15 protein-coding genes and 1 tRNA gene are annotated in these 15,988 nt (G+C 66.8%); 9 read left to right on the forward strand and 7 right to left on the reverse strand.

Features of this window, described 5'->3' with window-relative positions; all coding sequences use genetic code 11:
- Positions 1-68: 68 nt before the first annotated feature.
- The 3 genes from ACYVF3_RS25195 to ACYVF3_RS25205 all read left to right on the forward strand — a co-directional run bounded on the left by ACYVF3_RS25195 (position 69) and on the right by ACYVF3_RS25205 (position 2,840).
- Positions 69-509, forward strand: coding sequence for a metal-dependent transcriptional regulator (locus tag ACYVF3_RS25195; RefSeq protein WP_406690594.1), 441 nt, complete (start codon positions 69-71; stop codon positions 507-509).
- The gene (locus ACYVF3_RS25200) at positions 506-1,780 is read left to right on the forward strand and encodes an Nramp family divalent metal transporter (protein ID WP_406690593.1); all 1,275 of its coding nucleotides are present in this window, start codon (positions 506-508) and stop codon (positions 1,778-1,780) included. The genes ACYVF3_RS25195 and ACYVF3_RS25200 overlap by 4 nt, the downstream gene beginning before the upstream one ends.
- Positions 1,781-1,916: 136 nt before the next feature.
- Positions 1,917-2,840, forward strand: a complete 924-nt coding sequence (locus ACYVF3_RS25205) for a cation diffusion facilitator family transporter (RefSeq protein ID WP_406690592.1) — start codon at positions 1,917-1,919, stop codon at positions 2,838-2,840.
- A gap of 265 nt (positions 2,841-3,105) precedes the next feature.
- On the opposite strand, the gene ACYVF3_RS25210 is transcribed toward ACYVF3_RS25205, so the two are convergent.
- The 5 genes from ACYVF3_RS25210 to ACYVF3_RS25230 form a co-directional block, all read right to left on the reverse strand.
- Positions 3,106-3,717 (reverse strand): M23 family metallopeptidase, encoded by a 612-nt coding sequence (locus ACYVF3_RS25210; protein WP_406690591.1) that lies wholly within the window; start codon positions 3,715-3,717, stop codon positions 3,106-3,108.
- A gap of 847 nt (positions 3,718-4,564) precedes the next feature.
- Positions 4,565-4,708 carry a hypothetical protein gene (locus tag ACYVF3_RS25215; protein WP_406690590.1) on the reverse strand — a complete coding sequence of 48 codons (144 nt, stop codon included), beginning with the start codon at positions 4,706-4,708 and terminating at the stop codon, positions 4,565-4,567.
- The gene (locus tag ACYVF3_RS25220; protein ID WP_406690589.1) at positions 4,705-5,208 is read right to left on the reverse strand and encodes a signal peptidase II; all 504 of its coding nucleotides are present in this window, start codon (positions 5,206-5,208) and stop codon (positions 4,705-4,707) included. The genes ACYVF3_RS25215 and ACYVF3_RS25220 overlap by 4 nt, the downstream gene beginning before the upstream one ends.
- Positions 5,205-7,166, reverse strand: coding sequence for a heavy metal translocating P-type ATPase (locus tag ACYVF3_RS25225; protein WP_406690588.1), 1,962 nt, complete (start codon positions 7,164-7,166; stop codon positions 5,205-5,207). The genes ACYVF3_RS25220 and ACYVF3_RS25225 overlap by 4 nt, the downstream gene beginning before the upstream one ends.
- Entirely contained in the window at positions 7,163-7,546 is a 384-nt protein-coding gene (locus ACYVF3_RS25230) for an ArsR/SmtB family transcription factor (RefSeq protein WP_461156963.1), read from the reverse strand. Before ACYVF3_RS25230 ends, ACYVF3_RS25225 begins: the two co-directional genes overlap by 4 nt.
- A gap of 359 nt (positions 7,547-7,905) precedes the next feature.
- On the opposite strand from ACYVF3_RS25230, the gene ACYVF3_RS25235 reads away from it, so the two are divergent.
- The 3 genes from ACYVF3_RS25235 to ACYVF3_RS25245 all read left to right on the forward strand — a co-directional run bounded on the left by ACYVF3_RS25235 (position 7,906) and on the right by ACYVF3_RS25245 (position 10,778).
- The gene (locus tag ACYVF3_RS25235) at positions 7,906-8,406 is read left to right on the forward strand and encodes a copper resistance CopC family protein (protein ID WP_461156964.1); all 501 of its coding nucleotides are present in this window, start codon (positions 7,906-7,908) and stop codon (positions 8,404-8,406) included.
- Positions 8,407-8,515: 109 nt separating this feature from the next.
- Positions 8,516-10,336, forward strand: a complete 1,821-nt coding sequence (locus ACYVF3_RS25240; RefSeq protein ID WP_406690585.1) for a cytochrome c oxidase assembly protein — start codon at positions 8,516-8,518, stop codon at positions 10,334-10,336.
- Positions 10,337-10,529: 193 nt separating this feature from the next.
- Positions 10,530-10,778 carry a hypothetical protein gene (locus ACYVF3_RS25245; protein ID WP_406690584.1) on the forward strand — a complete coding sequence of 83 codons (249 nt, stop codon included), beginning with the start codon at positions 10,530-10,532 and terminating at the stop codon, positions 10,776-10,778.
- Between the two features lie 640 nt (positions 10,779-11,418).
- Here the strand turns inward: ACYVF3_RS25245 and ACYVF3_RS25250 are convergent.
- A tRNA-Pro gene (locus ACYVF3_RS25250) sits at positions 11,419-11,492 on the reverse strand.
- Between the two features lie 335 nt (positions 11,493-11,827).
- Here ACYVF3_RS25250 and ACYVF3_RS25255 point away from each other — a divergent pair.
- The 3 genes from ACYVF3_RS25255 to ACYVF3_RS25265 are packed head-to-tail and all read left to right on the forward strand — an operon-like array spanning position 11,828 to position 14,484.
- Positions 11,828-12,679 carry an SAM-dependent methyltransferase gene (locus tag ACYVF3_RS25255; RefSeq protein WP_461156725.1) on the forward strand — a complete coding sequence of 284 codons (852 nt, stop codon included), beginning with the start codon at positions 11,828-11,830 and terminating at the stop codon, positions 12,677-12,679.
- Between the two features lie 55 nt (positions 12,680-12,734).
- Positions 12,735-13,772 (forward strand): esterase/lipase family protein, encoded by a 1,038-nt coding sequence (locus tag ACYVF3_RS25260; RefSeq protein ID WP_461156726.1) that lies wholly within the window; start codon positions 12,735-12,737, stop codon positions 13,770-13,772.
- Positions 13,773-13,788: 16 nt separating this feature from the next.
- Positions 13,789-14,484 (forward strand): alpha/beta fold hydrolase, encoded by a 696-nt coding sequence (locus tag ACYVF3_RS25265; protein WP_461156727.1) that lies wholly within the window; start codon positions 13,789-13,791, stop codon positions 14,482-14,484.
- A gap of 57 nt (positions 14,485-14,541) precedes the next feature.
- Here the strand turns inward: ACYVF3_RS25265 and ACYVF3_RS25270 are convergent, their stop codons facing one another.
- The gene (locus ACYVF3_RS25270) at positions 14,542-15,960 is read right to left on the reverse strand and encodes a sugar porter family MFS transporter (RefSeq protein WP_461156728.1); all 1,419 of its coding nucleotides are present in this window, start codon (positions 15,958-15,960) and stop codon (positions 14,542-14,544) included.
- Between the last annotated feature and the right edge of the window lie 28 nt (positions 15,961-15,988).

Here is a 15,988-nt window from a genome sequence, read left to right on the forward strand (position 1 = left end):
TACAGCGCGCAGTTCCAGATACCCAAGTTGGTAGTTACGAAGTTGGGTTTTCGGTGTACCGTAACTCCATGCCCGACTCGCCGAAAGGTCGCTCGCATGCGCCGGAGGACTACCTGCGCGCGATCTTCGACTTGGCTGAGAACGGCCACAAGGTGACGACGACAGTTCTGGCCCGCGAGCTCGGAGTCAGCCCGTCCTCGGCGAGCGCCATGGTCAGCAAGTTGCGTGAGCGGGGGCTGGTCGAGCATGCGCCGTACGGATCCATATCAATGACCCACCTAGGTATGAGCTCAACTCTGGCCGTGCTGCGGCGCCGCATGCTCATCGAGCTGTACCTGCACCGCGAACTCGGTTGCCGCAGAGAGCGCGCACATGACGACGCCGCCGCATTGGAGCATGCGGCTTCCGAGACGTTGATCAGTCGGATTGCTCAACAGCTCGGCGAGCAACTTCCCCCAGATATAACGCCTGCCCCAGCACCCTCCTTGAGTATCGTGGAGCCGCGATGAGCACGACCCAGGAACCGGCCGCCGAACACGCGACCGTGGCCGTGGGTGAAGTGCTCGCGAGGGGACGCCTACGCGGTGTGGTGGCGATGCTCGGCCCGGCCTTCATCGCCGCGATCGCCTATGTCGACCCCGGCAACTTCTCCACCAACATCAGTGCGGGCGCCGAGTTCGGCTATGCGCTGGTATGGGTCGTGGTGCTGGCGAACCTGATGGCGATGCCTGTGCAGTTCCTTTCCGCGAAGATCGGCATCGTCACTGGCAAAACGTTGCCTGAAGTGTGCCGGGACCGGTATCCGGCCCCGGTCAGGTGGGCGTTATGGCTGCAGGCCGAGATCGTCGCCATGGCCACGGACGTCGCCGAGTTCGTCGGCGCCGCGCTGGGGCTCTACCTGCTGTTCGGGGTGCCCATGCTGCCCGCGGCGCTGATCACGGCCGTGGTCGCGTTCATCGTTCTCGGTTTACAGGCACGCGGCTACCGTCCGTTCGAACGGGCGATCGCAGCCATGCTGCTGCTCATCATCGGCGGCTTCACCTACGAACTTCTGCACATCGGCCCCGACGCCGGCGAGGCCCTCGCCGGGCTGGTGCCGACGCTTCCAGGATCCGGGAGCGCCTACCTCGCGGTTGGGATCATCGGCGCCACCGTGATGCCCCACGTCGTCTACCTCCACTCGGCCTTGACGAGCCGCCGCGTTTCCTGTTCGAACGACACCGAACGACGGACAGTCCTCCGCTTCGAACGCTGGGACGTCATCGTCGCCCTCGGTCTGGCCGGCGCCATCAACCTCACGATGCTCATGGTTGCGGCAAAGCTGTTCCATAGCACCGGGAACACCGACATCGGCAGTATTGAAGACGCCCATGCCGGGCTCGTCACGCTCGCCGGAGGCACGGCAGCTTTGATCTTCGCCGTGGCGCTCTTGGCGTCCGGCATCTCGTCGTCAAGCGTCGGCACCTTCGCTGGCCAGGTCGTCATGGCCGGCTTCCTGAACTTCCGGATCCCGCTGCTGCTGCGCCGACTGATCACCATGCTGCCCGCACTCCTCGTGATCGCACTCGGCATGAACGCCACCGACGTCCTGAACTTCAGCCAGGTCGTCCTCAGCTTCGGTGTCCCGTTCGCACTGATACCGCTCGTGCTCATTACGCGAGATTCGGCCGTCATGGGTTCCTTCTCGAACTCTCGACGGATGACGATGCTCATGACAGTGATCACATCCGTGATCGTGTGCCTCAACGGCTATCTGCTCTACGACCAGTTCCTCGGCTGATCCCGTGAGCTCGCGCCGTCGGTAGACCGCGGGCTCTCCGGCGCATCTGTGTTGACCCAAGCATTACCGCCCGGCATTCTTATACACACATTGCGATGTGTGCATACGATTATCTGGTGAGCAAAGGAGACGCACGATGAGCCGGGGGCAGGGCCACGGTCACGGTCACGGACTGGCAGCCGCCAGCGCAGGCGCTCGGCATCTGCCCCGGTTGCGGATGGCGCTTGGGCTCACGGCAGCCTTTCTCATCGTTGAAGTGGTCACGGCGCTCACCACGGGGTCGCTCGCACTGCTCTCCGATGCCGGGCACATGCTCACCGACGTAGCGGGCCTCGGCATGGCACTTGCAGCAATCTCAGTGGCCAATCGCGGCCAGAGTTCGAGCGGCCACACCTTCGGCCTGTACCGGCTCGAGATCCTCGCCGCACTGGCCAACGCAGTCCTCCTAACCGGCGTGGGGATCTACGTTTTGTGGGAGGCCATCGACCGCCTCGCCAATCCGGTCGAAGTGCCCTCGGTCCCGTTGCTCGTCGTCGCCGGGGTTGGCCTCGTCGTCAACCTGGTCGCTTTCGGCCTGCTTCGAGCCGGCGCAAATCAAAGCCTCAACGTGCGCGGCGCTTACCTCGAAGTGGTCGCCGACATGTTCACCTCCCTCGGCGTGCTGGCGGGTGGATTCCTGATGATGGTCACCGGGTGGCCCTGGGTCGACCCCGTCATCGGCGCCGTGGTCGGACTCTTCGTCGTGCCTCGCGCTATCCGACTCGGCGTGCAAGCGCTGCGCGTGCTCATCCAAGCTGCCCCCTCGCACGTCGACGTCGAGGCGCTGCGCTCTGACTTGGCGAACATCCCTGGCGTGCAGGAGGTTCGCGATCTGCACGTGTGGACACTGACCTCCGAGATGGAAGTGGCCTCTGCCCACCTCACCGTCGAAAGGCGAAGCGACCATCACGCCGTGCTCGACCGCGCTCAGCACCTCCTTCGCCAGGACTACGCCATCCCGCACCCAACTGTTCAGATTGAGCCCACCGATCACCGGGATTGCCCGGGAGCAGAGTGGTGAGCACCGAGAAACGGAGAAAATCTGCCATGCCCGGTCGACCTCGTACTGGCACCTTGGCTCCGCCAGCGGCGCTGGCCCAGCGCATTGCCCCGCTTCCGGGGCTTGTGCTGAACATCATCGGCTTCCTCGGGGGCGTCGCATTACTCGACGCATGCCGCGGAGCCGAGCCGTCTACTACCGGGATCGGTCGTGTCAATGCCGTTCACCAGCACGGAGAATTGTCAAGCGTCCTGGCCTCGTCCAGGCCGACTTAATCCGGACCCCATCACGACTGCGCACCGTGCTTCTGCAGCCACGTCAACGGATTGACCTTCCGGCTATCCGCGTCCCACACCTCGAAATGCAGGTGCGGGCCCGTTGACTGGCCTCGGTTACCCACCTCGGCGATGACGTCGCCCGCCTCCACACGTTCGCCTTCGCTGACCAACGCGCGATTGATGTGCCCATAGACGGTGATCGTGCCGTCATCGTGCTGGAGGCGAACCCACAGGCCGAACCCACTGGCAGGGCCGGCATCGATGACGGTGCCACGCTTCACCGCGCGGATTGGGGTGCCGATGCTGTTCGCGATGTCGAGGCCGTAGTGCGTCAGCCCCCAGCGGGCACCAGGCTTCGACGTCACACGACCTTCCACCGGCCACACCACTCGGTTGCGCCGGGCCTCGCGTTCTGCTGCTGCTCGTTGCCGGGCCGCATCGGCCTCCGCCGCAGCTCGCTCCTCGCCAAGGCGGACGCTCTTGTTGAGTTCGCCCAGCTCCTCCGACGCACCACGAGTAGGTTCCTGCGCAGGAAGCAGCGTCGAAGACGAGGGAGTACTTGCCTGTTGCTCTCCTTCCCCGAAAGCAACATGACTGATCGACGCGAGCGGGGTAACCATGTCATCCGCGCTGGCATCTGGGTGCCCGGTCGCCTGCGCCTCATGTGCTGTCGCGAGGCCCGCGGCGGCTACAGCCCCACCCAACACGGCAAGAAACGTCGCGTAGGTCCGTACCGAACTGGATGGGCGCGACCGCACACCCGCACCTGACTCTGCATCCGCAAGATCAGACTGATCTCCGCAGCCCGAACCCGAGTGATCGGCACGGAGGTTGGACACGGGGATGCTGCGACTTGACCGACGCTGATTCACGTACTGCCTTCCGAGTGCTGCAGGCGTTGTGCTCGCGCAAGCGCGACCGCCGACAAGCGGCGCGAGATAGCCCGCAGTCGACATCGGCTGAGCCGCATCGCTGCTGTCTCCGCACGCTGAACACAACCGCCCTCGTTCTGGTGACGGCGTGGCAGGCACTCGCCACGCACGTGATCCCTACGTGGTGACCCTCTGTTAAACGGATTAGCGTTCGACAGCCGCAGCTCACCCGGAAGGCCCCCGAAACCGTTACCGAGTGCAACCCGCGGAAGGTCGCGGCAAGATTACGGCATCACCGACGACCTGTCTACGACCTCCCCTAGTAGACCAGCCCACATGGTCCACAATAGAGTCCCGACCAGGAACAACATGCCTCCATGGGGCGAAACCATGCGGCAATGTAAGCCAATGAGCCCTCGGCTATTGACCCACCTGTATCCCCATACTCTTGCGCGGCCACGTTGACCTCGACAGCAGTGCGCAATCGCCCCCACTCACGCGACAAGGACGGCTGACGCTGGTCTTTCACTCAAGACCTAATGCCACATATAGGAGAACTCGGGCATGCTGATACGGGCAATTACGGTAGATCCAGCTAGTCGGCGAACAGATGCCCGAGCCTGCTGGCTGAAAGTCCGACCCGGCTGGCCAGTTCCGCGAGGAGCATAGGCCCGATGACCAGATCCGGCACCGACCGCAAGACCTGCCGCAACGCGGTCTGCCCACCGGCCGAGGTCACGTCGCAACCTCCTCCCGATCTCCTGCCGGCGACCGAAGGTGGACCAGGACCACCAGCGCACCACCGCAGGTGATGAACACGTCGGCGAGGTTGAAGGTGGGCCACCAACCGGTGTGCAAGTAGTCAGTCACTACGCCATCCATCGCTCGGTCGACGAGATTGGCCGCAGCGCCGCCAAGGATTGCCGCCAACCCGGTCCGTCCGAGTAATGGTGTCGTGGGTGCTGTTCGCCAAGCGAGGACGCCGATACCGGCGATGATCAGTGCGGTTGCGGCGATAACTATCGCGCTGGGCAGAGTGTCACCGAGACTGAACGCCACGCCCGGGTTGTAGGCCAGTCGCAGCTCCAGCACGCCGAGATCCACGTTGGGCCCATCGGCGAGTGTGCTCGTTGCGAGCGTCTTGATGCCCAAGTCTGCCAACGCGAGCATCAGCGCGACGCTGGTGAGGGCGAGCCTGGTGTGACTCGCCCTCACCACAGCGCTGACTGCGCTGGTCATGCGCGGGCTCCCACCGCAGGGCGGGTAGTGCTCGTCCGCTGCGGCGCCGCTGCTCCAAGAGGCCGGGCCCGACCGGCGCGCACACCGTTGGCGATGACGACGACTTCCGCCAATTCGTGCACAGCCACCACTGCAGCCAGGCCCAACACCCCGAACAGCGCCAGCGGCACGAGGCCAATCACGATCGCCAGGGACAAACCGACGTTCTGCAACATGATCCGCCTCGCGCGGCGAGCGTGGTCCAGGGCTTGAGGCAGGTGACGCAGGTCCTCCCCCATCAGGGCCACGTCGGCGGTCTCGATGGCCACATCCGTGCCCATCGCTCCCATCGCTATCCCCAGATCCGCGGTGGCCAGGGCAGGGGCGTCATTGACGCCGTCGCCGACCATTGCGGTCGGGCGGTGGCCGCGCAGCTGCTCGATGCGGCGGGCCTTGTCCTCGGGCCGCAGCTCCGCGTGCACATCAGTGATCCCGGCCTCGGCCGCCAGGGCGGCCGCGGTGGCGTGGTTGTCTCCAGTGAGCATCGCGACGTGGTATCCGTCCGAGCGCAGCTGGTCGACGACCTCGCGAGCCTCCGGGCGCAACTCGTCGCGCACGGCGATCGTCCCGATCAGCGTCCCGTCGTGTTCGACGAGAACGGCGGTCGCACCGGCGTGCTGCAGCCGCTGCACCTCGTCGGTCAGAGGACCGGCATCGAGCCACCCGGGCCGCCCCAGCCGCGCGGTCGATCCGTTGAGGCTACCGGTCAGCCCCGCTCCAGTGACCGCCTCAACGTCGCCGGCCGGCGTCACCTCGTCAACGGCGGCGAGGATGGCCCTCGCCAGCGGATGCTCGCTGCGGGCCTCCAACGCGGCTGCTACCGCGAGTACCTGTTCACGGGTGGCGCCATTGGCTGTCACGACGTCGATGACGGCGGGCCGGTTGCGGGTCAGGGTGCCGGTCTTGTCCAGCGCCACCCCACGCAACCTGCCGAGACCTTCGAGCGCCGCGCCGCCCTTGACGAGCACGCCGAGCTTGCTGGCCGCGCCGACCGCGGCCACCACGGTCACCGGCACCGAGATCGCCAACGCGCACGGTGAGGCGGCCACCAGCACCACGAGGGCCCGCTCGATCCAGGTGGCCGGATCGCCCAGCAGACTGCCGATCCCGGCGATCAACGCCGCAACGATCATCACCCCGGGCACGAGCGGCTTGGCGATGCGGTCGGCGAGGCGCTGACTAGCGCCCTTGCGGGACTGCTCGGCCTCGACGATCCGCACGATCCTGGCCAGCGAGTTGTCCTCAGCGGTCGTGGTGACCTCGACCTCGAGAACCCCGGTGCCGTTGATCGACCCGGCGAACACCTCATCACCGGGCGCGACCTCCACCGGCATCGACTCACCCGTGATCGCCGAAAGATCCAGCGCGGTGCGGCCGGTACGGATGACGCCGTCGGTAGCGATCCGCTCCCCTGGCTTGACGAGCATCGCGTCCCCGACCCGCAACTCCGCAGGCGCAACGACCTGCTCGCTCCCGTCCCGGAGCACGGTCGCCTGCTCGGGCACCAAGGCCAGCAACGCACGCAGGCCGCGGCGGGTGCGAGCCAGGGAGTACTCCTCCAGCCCTTCACTGATGGAGAACAAGAACGCCAGCATGGCGGCCTCGCCCACCTCGCCGAGAATGACGGCTCCGACGGCGGCAATCGTCATCAGCGTGCCGACACCGATCTTGCCCTTGACCAGCCGTTTCAGCGTTCCCGGCACGAAGGTGTAGGCGCCGGCTGCCAGCGCCAGCCACTCGAACACGCTCGCGGCGATGTCGGACGTTGCGGTCCAGTCGATGATCCACGCAGCCAGCAGCAGGACACCGGACACCGCAGCGGCCTGGAGCTCAAGGACCTGCCATAGTCGCTCGGGTTCCCGCTCTTCAGCTTCCTCGTCGACGCGGGGTTCGTCTCCGCCGCAGCACGCGTCACTCACCGCGCAAGCTCCTCGTTCTCGACAGCCTCGGCCTGGGAACCGTTGCCATAGTTCGGGCACAACACCACCGCATTGCCGGTGGAGGACAACAGCGTCTCCGCCGAAGCCAGCAGATCCAGCAGCTCCGGTCGCGCCAGCGCGTAGAACACCTGACGCCCCTCCGCTCTGCCGGCGACTAGCCCGCAGTCGCGCAGACAGGCCACGTGCGCCGACACGGTCGACTGCGCCAGTCCGAGCTCGCCGACCAGATCGGCCACTCGGGCCTCCCCGCCCGCCAGCCGCTTCACGATCGCCAACCGCGTCCCATCCGACAGGCTGTGGAACAACGCCACCGCCGCATCCGTACCACTCGAGGCCAGGCATCCCGCAGTGTTATTCATCGTCACATGGCGATGATAGCCTAGGTTGGCGATGAATCAAGTGTCGCCAACCACGCCCAGGAAGTCGACGAGGCACCGGAGTCCAGCTCCGAACCGCCTTCCGATTAGAAGATCCGCTGCAGACCCTTCAACACGAGCGAGGCGGGCGCCCCGATCTTGCACCGGCGGCCACAAGCAAAAATCGCGCCAGCTGCGATCAAACCTCGCGAGCACTGCAAGGCCACCCGGAAACCCGCTATACGAGGAAGGTTAGTAGCCTGGTTGACTGACCAACATGGGAGGTTGATGTGCGAACGGCCGCCGTACTGACGAGCGCGGTCTGCGTGGCCACTTCGGCGTGGGCTGCCCTGTTTCCGGGAGTGGCGGCCGCACACACGGAGCTGATCGGAAGCACGCCGACTGACGGCACCTCGGTACCGTCTAGACCACAGGCGGTGGAACTTACCTTTAGCGATCCACTACAGACAGGGTTCACCACGGTCGTCCTCAACGACGACGCGGGACGCCAGGTGCCTACACAGCCCCCCACCGTTACCGGAAACAGTGTGAGCCTCCCCTTCCCGACCGACGCGCCCGGCGAGTATGCGGTCGCCTATCGCGTGCTATCACAGGATGGTCATTCGGTTAGCGGAGCAATCCGGTTCACCGTGCAACAGAGCACAGCTGCGCAGAATTCACTCCCTTCGGCACCCGGCCAGTCCTCCCCTGAAACGTCGACCCCTGGCCCGGCAACACCTGATGACAACGCATCCACGCAAGCAGCATGGTGGCTCGGCGGCATGGCAGTCGCAGTGCTGCTACTCGGCGGTGCTGTGTTCGTCGCGCTGCGGCGGCGTCCGGACGAGAAATCTGATGAGTAACCGAACTCGCTCAGCATCCGACCGCAGTGACGTAGGAACGCGAGCCATGGTCGCCGCTCTTGGTGCCGCCGTGGTCGTCGGCGGCCTCGCACTCTGGTGGGGTGGAGGTGTGACCGAACGGGGAGCGCTGCTGGGACTCCCCGACCCCGGCCCAGTCACCCAGTTGGCGCTGCCCACGACTCGAGTCTTGATGGACTTGTCCGCAGCCTCGACCGTCGGTTTGCTCCTGGCAGCCGCGATGCTGGCTCCCCGGCGCAACACGGCGAGTGAACGCTGGCTGTTGAGCCCGCATGCCTATCGATGGGTCCGTGCAGCCGGTTGGACCAGCTTGGCGTGGTTGCTTTCAGCCGTACTCGGCGTCGTCTACACCGTGTCGGACATTCTGGGGCAACCGGTCGGTCGATTTGCGACCAGCACGGCAGCCTGGACCATCGCGCTGGACCTGGAGCCGGTGCAGGTGCTTCTCTGGGTCGTCGCGGCCTCGGCGGTTCTAGTGGTGGGCTGCCGCGCGGTGTTATCAGTGCGCGGTGCAGCGATGCTGTTCGTGCTCGCGATCCTCGGCACACTACCTCCCGCATTCGGTGGCCATTCCGCTGGATCCGGCAACCACCAACTGGCGGTCTCCGGCATGCTGCTGCACGTGATCGGTGTCGTGGTGTGGACCGGCGGTCTGCTCGCGCTTCTGCTCTCGTGGCAGCTGTCCACTTCGGATCTTGGCCGTTCGGTCCACCGGTATTCGCGGCTCGCCGGCTGGTGCCTTCCCGTCGTCGCGTTGAGCGGCGCGGTAAACCTCGTGGCCAGGTTGGGATTGACCAGCGCATTGTGGGAATCGAGCTACGGCCTGCTGGTGGTGGCGAAGATCCTTGCCCTGGGCATGCTGGGCGGCCTCGGCTTCCTGCATCGACAACGAACGATCCCGACCTTGGATCGCGGACGCAGGGGCCTGTTCGCGCGTCTGGCCTCCGTGGAGATCGTCGTCTTCGCGGCCACCATCGGTCTCGCTGTCGGCCTTACCCGCACACCACCACCCGCCACTGGCGCACCGGAAACCGACCGAGCCACGGAGCTGTTGGGCTTCCCCATGCCGGGCCCGCCCGATGTGAAGTCGCTCCTCGTGGACTGGCTGCCAGAGCCCATCTTCTTGGCCGCCGCGGCGGTCGGCATCGGTCTCTACCTTGCGGCAGTGCGACGTCTGGTCCACCGAGGTGAGTCCTGGCCGGTGAGCCAAACCGCGGTGTGGATCACCGGCTGGGGCGTCATCGTCCTGTTGACCAATGGCGGCCTCGCCCGCTACGGGTACGTCCTGTTCAGCGCTCATCTCGTGCAGCACCTCGCCCTCGCCATCGTGGCACCAGCCTTGCTCCTGTTGGGGCGCCCCACAGCACTCGCGTCGCGTGCTCTCCCAGCGACTTCGGACCCCCGTTGGCCCGGTCCTCACGAATGGCTGCATAGCACGATGCAGTGGCCCCCCATGCGGTTCCTCCTGCGTCCTGACGTTGCGCTGGCTATCCAGGTGGCGGTGTTGGCCGCAATGTATTTCGGAGGGTTCTACGAGTTCGCGCTTCGTTCCCACGCCGCACACCTGACCATGTCCCTGCTGGTTCCCGCCACCGGGTACGTCTTTCTCTCGAGCATCAACGGTGCCGACGCCACACACCGGCTCCGAGGCGGGTATCGGATTGCATTGCTCGCCGCCTACGTCGCCGTGCCCGCCCTCCTCGGATTGGCGTTGCTGCATTCCCAAGCCTCTATCGGCGAAAGCTGGTTCGCGGCACTGCGCCGCCCCTGGGGCGGCACAGCCCTCGCCGATCAACAACTCGCGGGCTCGATCGCGCTCTTGGCCGGAGCGACCGCTGCCCTGGTGGTTGTCATCGCGCTACTCGTCACGCAACGTCGGCGGTTAGTGCCCTGCGTCAGAAATTCGTTGTAGATATCGAGCGCGGGAGTCGAGGAGTTCCCCAGCGGTCTTCCAGAAGGATGGATTGGGGCTGGCGGTCCAGTGCTGGCGAGTTGGTCGGTGAAGTGAGCGAGCCAGGGTTCCACTGGTTGCTCCAAGACGATCCGGCCATCAGTGAAGGCCTATAGCCCCTGGCCGACAACCTATCCGGCCGTACAGTCCATGCATGGTCATGCTGCGGACCGAGGTCACCATCGGCGCTCAGACGTGGCTGTTCGTCACAGCGAGGATCGGGACCGACGCGGTCACCGGCAAAGACGAACACGAGACGGCGGTCATCGAGCCCGGAGCCAGAGTTCCGAAGCCCGTCCGGCGCTGCCTGACCCAAGAGCGGGCCTACCAGGCCCATCACACGCTCGTGGATGACCTCGCCGCGACCGCACACGGCTACGCAGAAATCAGGTCCTACCCGTAGAGATCAGCCACCTTCAACATCGGCGCCAGGACCTGGGCGATCTCCACAACACGGATGGGCTTGGATTCAAGCGGCGTAGAGCTGTTCGAAACTACGACCATCGAGCCGGACGGGGAGGCGGGAGGGTCCGTCCGCCATCGTGCCACGGCTGCCAACCACCAAGCACAGCAGCGGTGTCGTTCGCCTGCCCACGCTGATCGAGGCGCCCATCGGGTCGTCGAGAAGCAAGGCCGGCGCCGACCACGTCATTCGCCGCCTTCCGCGCCGAACCCAACTGCCCTGCGCCTACCCCAACGCAGCGCCTTCGAGCTCCCGCCGATGCCACTCACGAACCTGCACGTCCCGACACCGCAGCTTCGCCGAGCCCGATCATCGAAGGGCCACCCAGTAGACGGCGCATCTCACACCTCACCCCAAACCCCAAACCCACCAACCAAAGATCACCCATCCAGGCGACCAAGAACCACTCCCACCTCGCGACCCCACTTAACACCCCAAGATCAACAACTCCCACAATCCTCCCAATAATGCGGAGACCCGACCCCTGGCGCCCGCACAGCAGTCCGACCAAGATCGACACCGCAACAAAAACAGCCCGCCGACCTGCACTTACGTGCAGGTCGGCGGGCTGTTCAACCGGTCGGGACGGCGGGATTCGAACCCACGACCCCTTGACCCCCAGTCAAGTGCGCTACCAAGCTGCGCTACGTCCCGGCCACCCCGTGGGGTGTGTCGATAGCTTACCCCACGGGTCCGGCGGCGATCATGACCCCCTGCGTAGTTGCGTTTGCGCAGGTCATCGGGCGTTCTCATCGGGCCGGGCAGGAGGCATCGCCGTCGGCTCGCGCGAGCTCGTCAGCGTTCCGCCGACCAGCGGGGGCCTGCGTTCGAGGACCTTGACCCACATGGACCTCGGCCCGACCGGCCGCCCGGGATCCGGACCTGGCGATTCCGGTTCTCGCTCTGGGGTTTTCGTGGCGCGTCCCAGCGCTGAGGAGCGCGTTCGACATGCGATGATCGTCCAGCACACCGAGCTGAGGAGGACGTCCATGGTCGAGCGGTCCCGCGATGCTGTTGACCTGGACGTGTCGCGCCCCAATCCGGGCCGCATCTACGACTGGTTCCTGGGTGGCAGCTCGAATTGGGCCATCGATCGCGTCTTCGGTGAGCGGCTGCTCGGCATGTGGCCGGAGATCGCCGGTGTGGCTCGGCAGAACCGCTCGTTCCTGCAGCGGGCGGTCGTGGACGCCTTCGACTCAGGGATCCGCCAGTTCCTGGACCTGGGTTCCGGCATCCCCACCATGGGAAACGTGCACGAGATCCTCCGGGAGCACACGGAGGAACCGGTTCGCGTGGTCTACGTCGACTGCGAGCCGGTCGCCACCGCGCACACCCGCGTCAACCTGCGCGGTACCGACTGGGCCGGTGTCGTCGAGGCCGATCTGCTGAACTGGCGCGAGGTGTTCGCCCACGCCACCACCAAGCGGCTGCTGGACCTGGACCAGCCGGTGTGCCTGCTGGCGGTCTCGGTGCTGCAGTTCATCGGCCCGGACGGCGACGTGCCCGAGGTGCTGCGGCGGTATGCCGGCAGGCTCGCTCCCGGTTCGCGGATCGCGGTGACGCACTTCGCCTCCGACGTCCCCGATCCGGCGGCGCGCGCGTCGATGGAGCGGTTCCGGACCGAGTGCGACGTGACGCCGAACCCCTTGTGGCTGCGCGACCGCGACACCCTCACCGACTGGTTCACCGGACTGGGCGAGCAGTGGGGCCTGCTGTCCCCGGGTGTGGCTCAGCTGCCGGACTGGCGTCCCGACCTGATCACCTGCCCGAAGTCGATCGCGGAAGCGGAGAAGATGCGGCCCTACGCGTGGTTCGGCATCGGCGAGAAGCAGCGGCCGTAGCCGTCGAATCCCGGCCGGGCCGCATCGTCGGGTCCGGTTCGTCGTTGTACGCAGCATGATCAGTCGTCGAGCGCACACCGTCGTGCTCTCCCTCGGTCTCGGCCTGCTGCTCGGTCTGGCACCTGCCGCGCAGGCCGGCACCACCTCCGGGTTCGCCCCGGTCGATCGCCCCGGTCCCGAGTTGAGCGTCGCGCCCGAACAGCTGCACGAGGCGCTGCGCTGCCACGGCGACCCGGGCAGCGGGCAGCAGCCGGTGCTGCTCAACCCGGCCACCAGCGTCACCCCGGAGCAGAACTACTCCTGGACCTACGCCAAGGCCTTCACCGCGCAGGACAGGTTCTGGTGCTCGGTGACGATGCCCGAGCGCACGTTGGGCGACATCCAGGTCGCAGGCGAGTACCTGGCGCACTCGATCCGCGAGATGCACCGCCTGACCGGCAAGCGCATCGCGGTCCTCGGGCACTCCCAGGGCGGCATGAACATGCGCTGGTCGCTCCGCTTCTGGCCGGACCTGCGTCCGCTGGTCGACGACGTGATCGGAATGGCTCCGTCCAACCACGGGACCGAATCGTTGCAGGGCTGCGGACCCGCACCGACCGACTGCGAGCCCGCGGTGTGGCAGCAGCTCGCCGGTTCGGACTTCATGCGGGCGCTCAACAGCCGGGCCGAGACCTTCGAGGGCATCAGCTACACCGTCGTGTACTCGCGGTTCGACGAAGTGGTGACGCCTCCGGAGTCCTCGGAGCTGCACACCGGCGGAGGGTGGATCTCCAACGTCGCGACCCAGGACGTCTGCGCCACCAACACCTCGTCGCACCTGCTGGTCGGCACCATCGATCCGGTCACCTACGCGCTGGTCGAGGACGCGCTGAACAACCCGGGCCCGGCCGACTCCGCCCGGGTCGACGCCTCGGTCTGCGGGCAGCCGCTGATGCCGCACGTCGACCCGGCCTCGGTGGACACCTACCTGCACCCGGTCGCGGCGATCCCGGGGCTGCTCAGCACCGCGCTGCCCGGTGTCAACCTGGTGGGCGGCCGTTCCGTCGACCGCGAGCCCCGGCTGCGCTGCTACGTCTACGCTGCGGGCTGCTGACAGCGGGAGGGGACCCATGCCACGAACCGCGTTCGCCCTGCCCGGGACCTTCTGCGCCCCGATGGTGTTCGAGCCCCTCCAGCAGCTGCTCGATCCGAGGTTCGAAATCCGGGCGCTGTCGTGGATGACCGACGCGGAAGACCGCAGCCTCTCCGGCGCTGCCGACTGGGTCGCCGGGATGATCCCGGAGCCCGCTCTCGTGGTGGGTCATTCCACCGGCGGCGCGATCGCGCTGCAGCTGGCGGCAACGCACCCCGAGCTCGTCTCGGGGTTGATGCTGCTCAACACCGGCCCGAACATGAAGCGCCACGGGGACGTCACCGCGCTGATCGAGGGCATGGAGCGGAACGGGACGGCCGAGGTCGTGGATGCCGTGCTCGAACGGTCGTTCCGCACCGCTCCCCCGCCCGATGACCTGCGGCGACTCCGGGACTACGGGCGTTCGGTCCCGCTGGCGGCCGCGCTGGAGGCGCTGCGCAGCCAGCACGCGGTCGACCTCGAACCGGAGCTGTCGTCGCTGCGCATGCCGGTGTCGATCGTGCACGGGCGCTTCGACCCCGTCCGGACGGTCGACGTCGCCGAGGGCATGGCCGAGGCCGCGCCGGACTCCACCCTGCGGATCGTGGAGGCCGGGCACAGCCCCATGTACGAGGTCCCCGATGCGGTCGCGGACGCGCTCGACGAGCTCGGCCACCGCGTCGAGAACCGCTAGTCCGGAGACGGCCCCGCGGCCCCGCCGAGGGGTCGCGGGGCCGCGCTTCTCACGGGATCAGGCGTGGGCGGCCTGCTTCTCGGCCGGCTGAGCCGGGTCGGCGGTTCCCAGGACCTCCTGCTCGATGGCCTCCAGGCTCTTGCCCTTGGTCTCGATCAACCCGCGCTGGACGAACCAGAACGACAGCACCGCCATCAGCGCGAAGAACAGGAACATCACGCCGGGACCGGTGATGTCCAGCAGCACCGGGAAGACCAGCGCGACCGCCATGTTGAACAGCCAGTTGAACACCAGGCAGATCCCCACGGCCGAACCGCGCATCCGCAGCGGGAACAGCTCGGGCAGCATCACCCACTGCACCGGTCCCCACGACACCGCGAACGACGCGATGTAGACCAGGATGCTGCCGAGCGTCACCGCGACCAGCAGAGGACCGTAGGAGACGCCGACGACGTTGGCCACGCCGAGGGCGAGCATCGACACGAGCATGCCGATGCTCCCCACGGCCAGCAGCGACTTCCGGCCGACGCGGTCGATCATGCGCAGCGCTGGCAAGGTCATCAGCACGTTGACCACACCGATGCCGACGTTGGCCAGGATCGCACCCGAGGTGCCGAATCCCAGCGTCGTCAGCAGCGTCGGCGCGTAGTAGATGATCGTGTTGATCCCGATGAAGTTCTGGAAGAACACCAGGCCCAGCCCCAGCAGCACGACCCTGCGCAGCCTCGGGGTGAGCAGTTCCCGCACGCCGACGGCGTTCTCGGCTTCCTTCTCGCGGTCGGCGGCCTGGATCTCCTCCAGCTCCTGCTCGACCTCCTCGGCACCGGTTCCCCGCAGCCGGGACAGCACGTCGCGGGCCTGGTCGGCGCGACCGTGCTTGACCAGCCAGCGCGGGCTCTCGGGCTGGAAGTAGATGCCGATGCCCAGCAGGACCGCAGGGACCGCGCCGAGACCGAGCATCCAGCGCCAGGCGCCGAGGTCGGCCAGGGCGTAGTCGGTCACGTAGGCGACCAGGATGCCGATCGTGACCAGCAGCTGCATCAGCGAGGTGAGCCCGCCGCGCGACTGCTTCGGCGCGAGCTCGGTCAGGTACAGCGGAACGACCACCGAGGCGATGCCGACACCGATGCCGATCACGAACCGGAAGGCGACGAGCATCCACGCCGTGGTCGCGAGCATCGCGCCCACAGTTCCGGCGGTGAACACCACGGCCGCCCAGAGGATCAGCCGTCGCCTGCCCCACGCGTCGGCGAGGCGGCCGGACGCGCCTGCACCCGCCATCGCGCCGACGAGCAACCCGCTGACCACGAGCCCTTGCTGGAGCGGGGACAGCGGGATGTCCTGTTTGATGAACAGCATGGCACCGGAGATCACTCCCGTGTCATAACCCCACAAGATGCCGCCGAGCGCCCCGAATATCCAGATCAGCGCGTTGCGCGTGCGCGAGCGCCCTGGCGCGGGGGTGGTTGGCGTCATTGCACGAACCCTTCGTCGATGTTGCAAG

It is taken from the genome of Saccharopolyspora tripterygii, assembly GCF_054778355.1.

What these genes read in the sequence shown, in the direction of transcription:
- ACYVF3_RS25255 (WP_461156725.1), top strand. Translation starts at nt 11,828, where the DNA reads ATGGTCGAGCGGTCCCGCGATGCTGTTGACCTGGACGTGTCGCGCCCC.
- ACYVF3_RS25230 (WP_461156963.1), bottom strand. Translation starts at nt 7,546, where the DNA reads ATGAATAACACTGCGGGATGCCTGGCCTCGAGTGGTACGGATGCGGCG.
- ACYVF3_RS25260 (WP_461156726.1), top strand. Translation starts at nt 12,735, where the DNA reads ATGATCAGTCGTCGAGCGCACACCGTCGTGCTCTCCCTCGGTCTCGGC.
- ACYVF3_RS25200 (WP_406690593.1), top strand. Translation starts at nt 506, where the DNA reads ATGAGCACGACCCAGGAACCGGCCGCCGAACACGCGACCGTGGCCGTG.
- ACYVF3_RS25265 (WP_461156727.1), top strand. Translation starts at nt 13,789, where the DNA reads ATGCCACGAACCGCGTTCGCCCTGCCCGGGACCTTCTGCGCCCCGATG.
- ACYVF3_RS25205 (WP_406690592.1), top strand. Translation starts at nt 1,917, where the DNA reads ATGAGCCGGGGGCAGGGCCACGGTCACGGTCACGGACTGGCAGCCGCC.
- ACYVF3_RS25195 (WP_406690594.1), top strand. Translation starts at nt 69, where the DNA reads ATGCCCGACTCGCCGAAAGGTCGCTCGCATGCGCCGGAGGACTACCTG.
- ACYVF3_RS25270 (WP_461156728.1), bottom strand. Translation starts at nt 15,960, where the DNA reads ATGACGCCAACCACCCCCGCGCCAGGGCGCTCGCGCACGCGCAACGCG.
- ACYVF3_RS25220 (WP_406690589.1), bottom strand. Translation starts at nt 5,208, where the DNA reads ATGACCAGCGCAGTCAGCGCTGTGGTGAGGGCGAGTCACACCAGGCTC.
- ACYVF3_RS25210 (WP_406690591.1), bottom strand. Translation starts at nt 3,717, where the DNA reads ATGGTTACCCCGCTCGCGTCGATCAGTCATGTTGCTTTCGGGGAAGGA.
- ACYVF3_RS25245 (WP_406690584.1), top strand. Translation starts at nt 10,530, where the DNA reads ATGGTCATGCTGCGGACCGAGGTCACCATCGGCGCTCAGACGTGGCTG.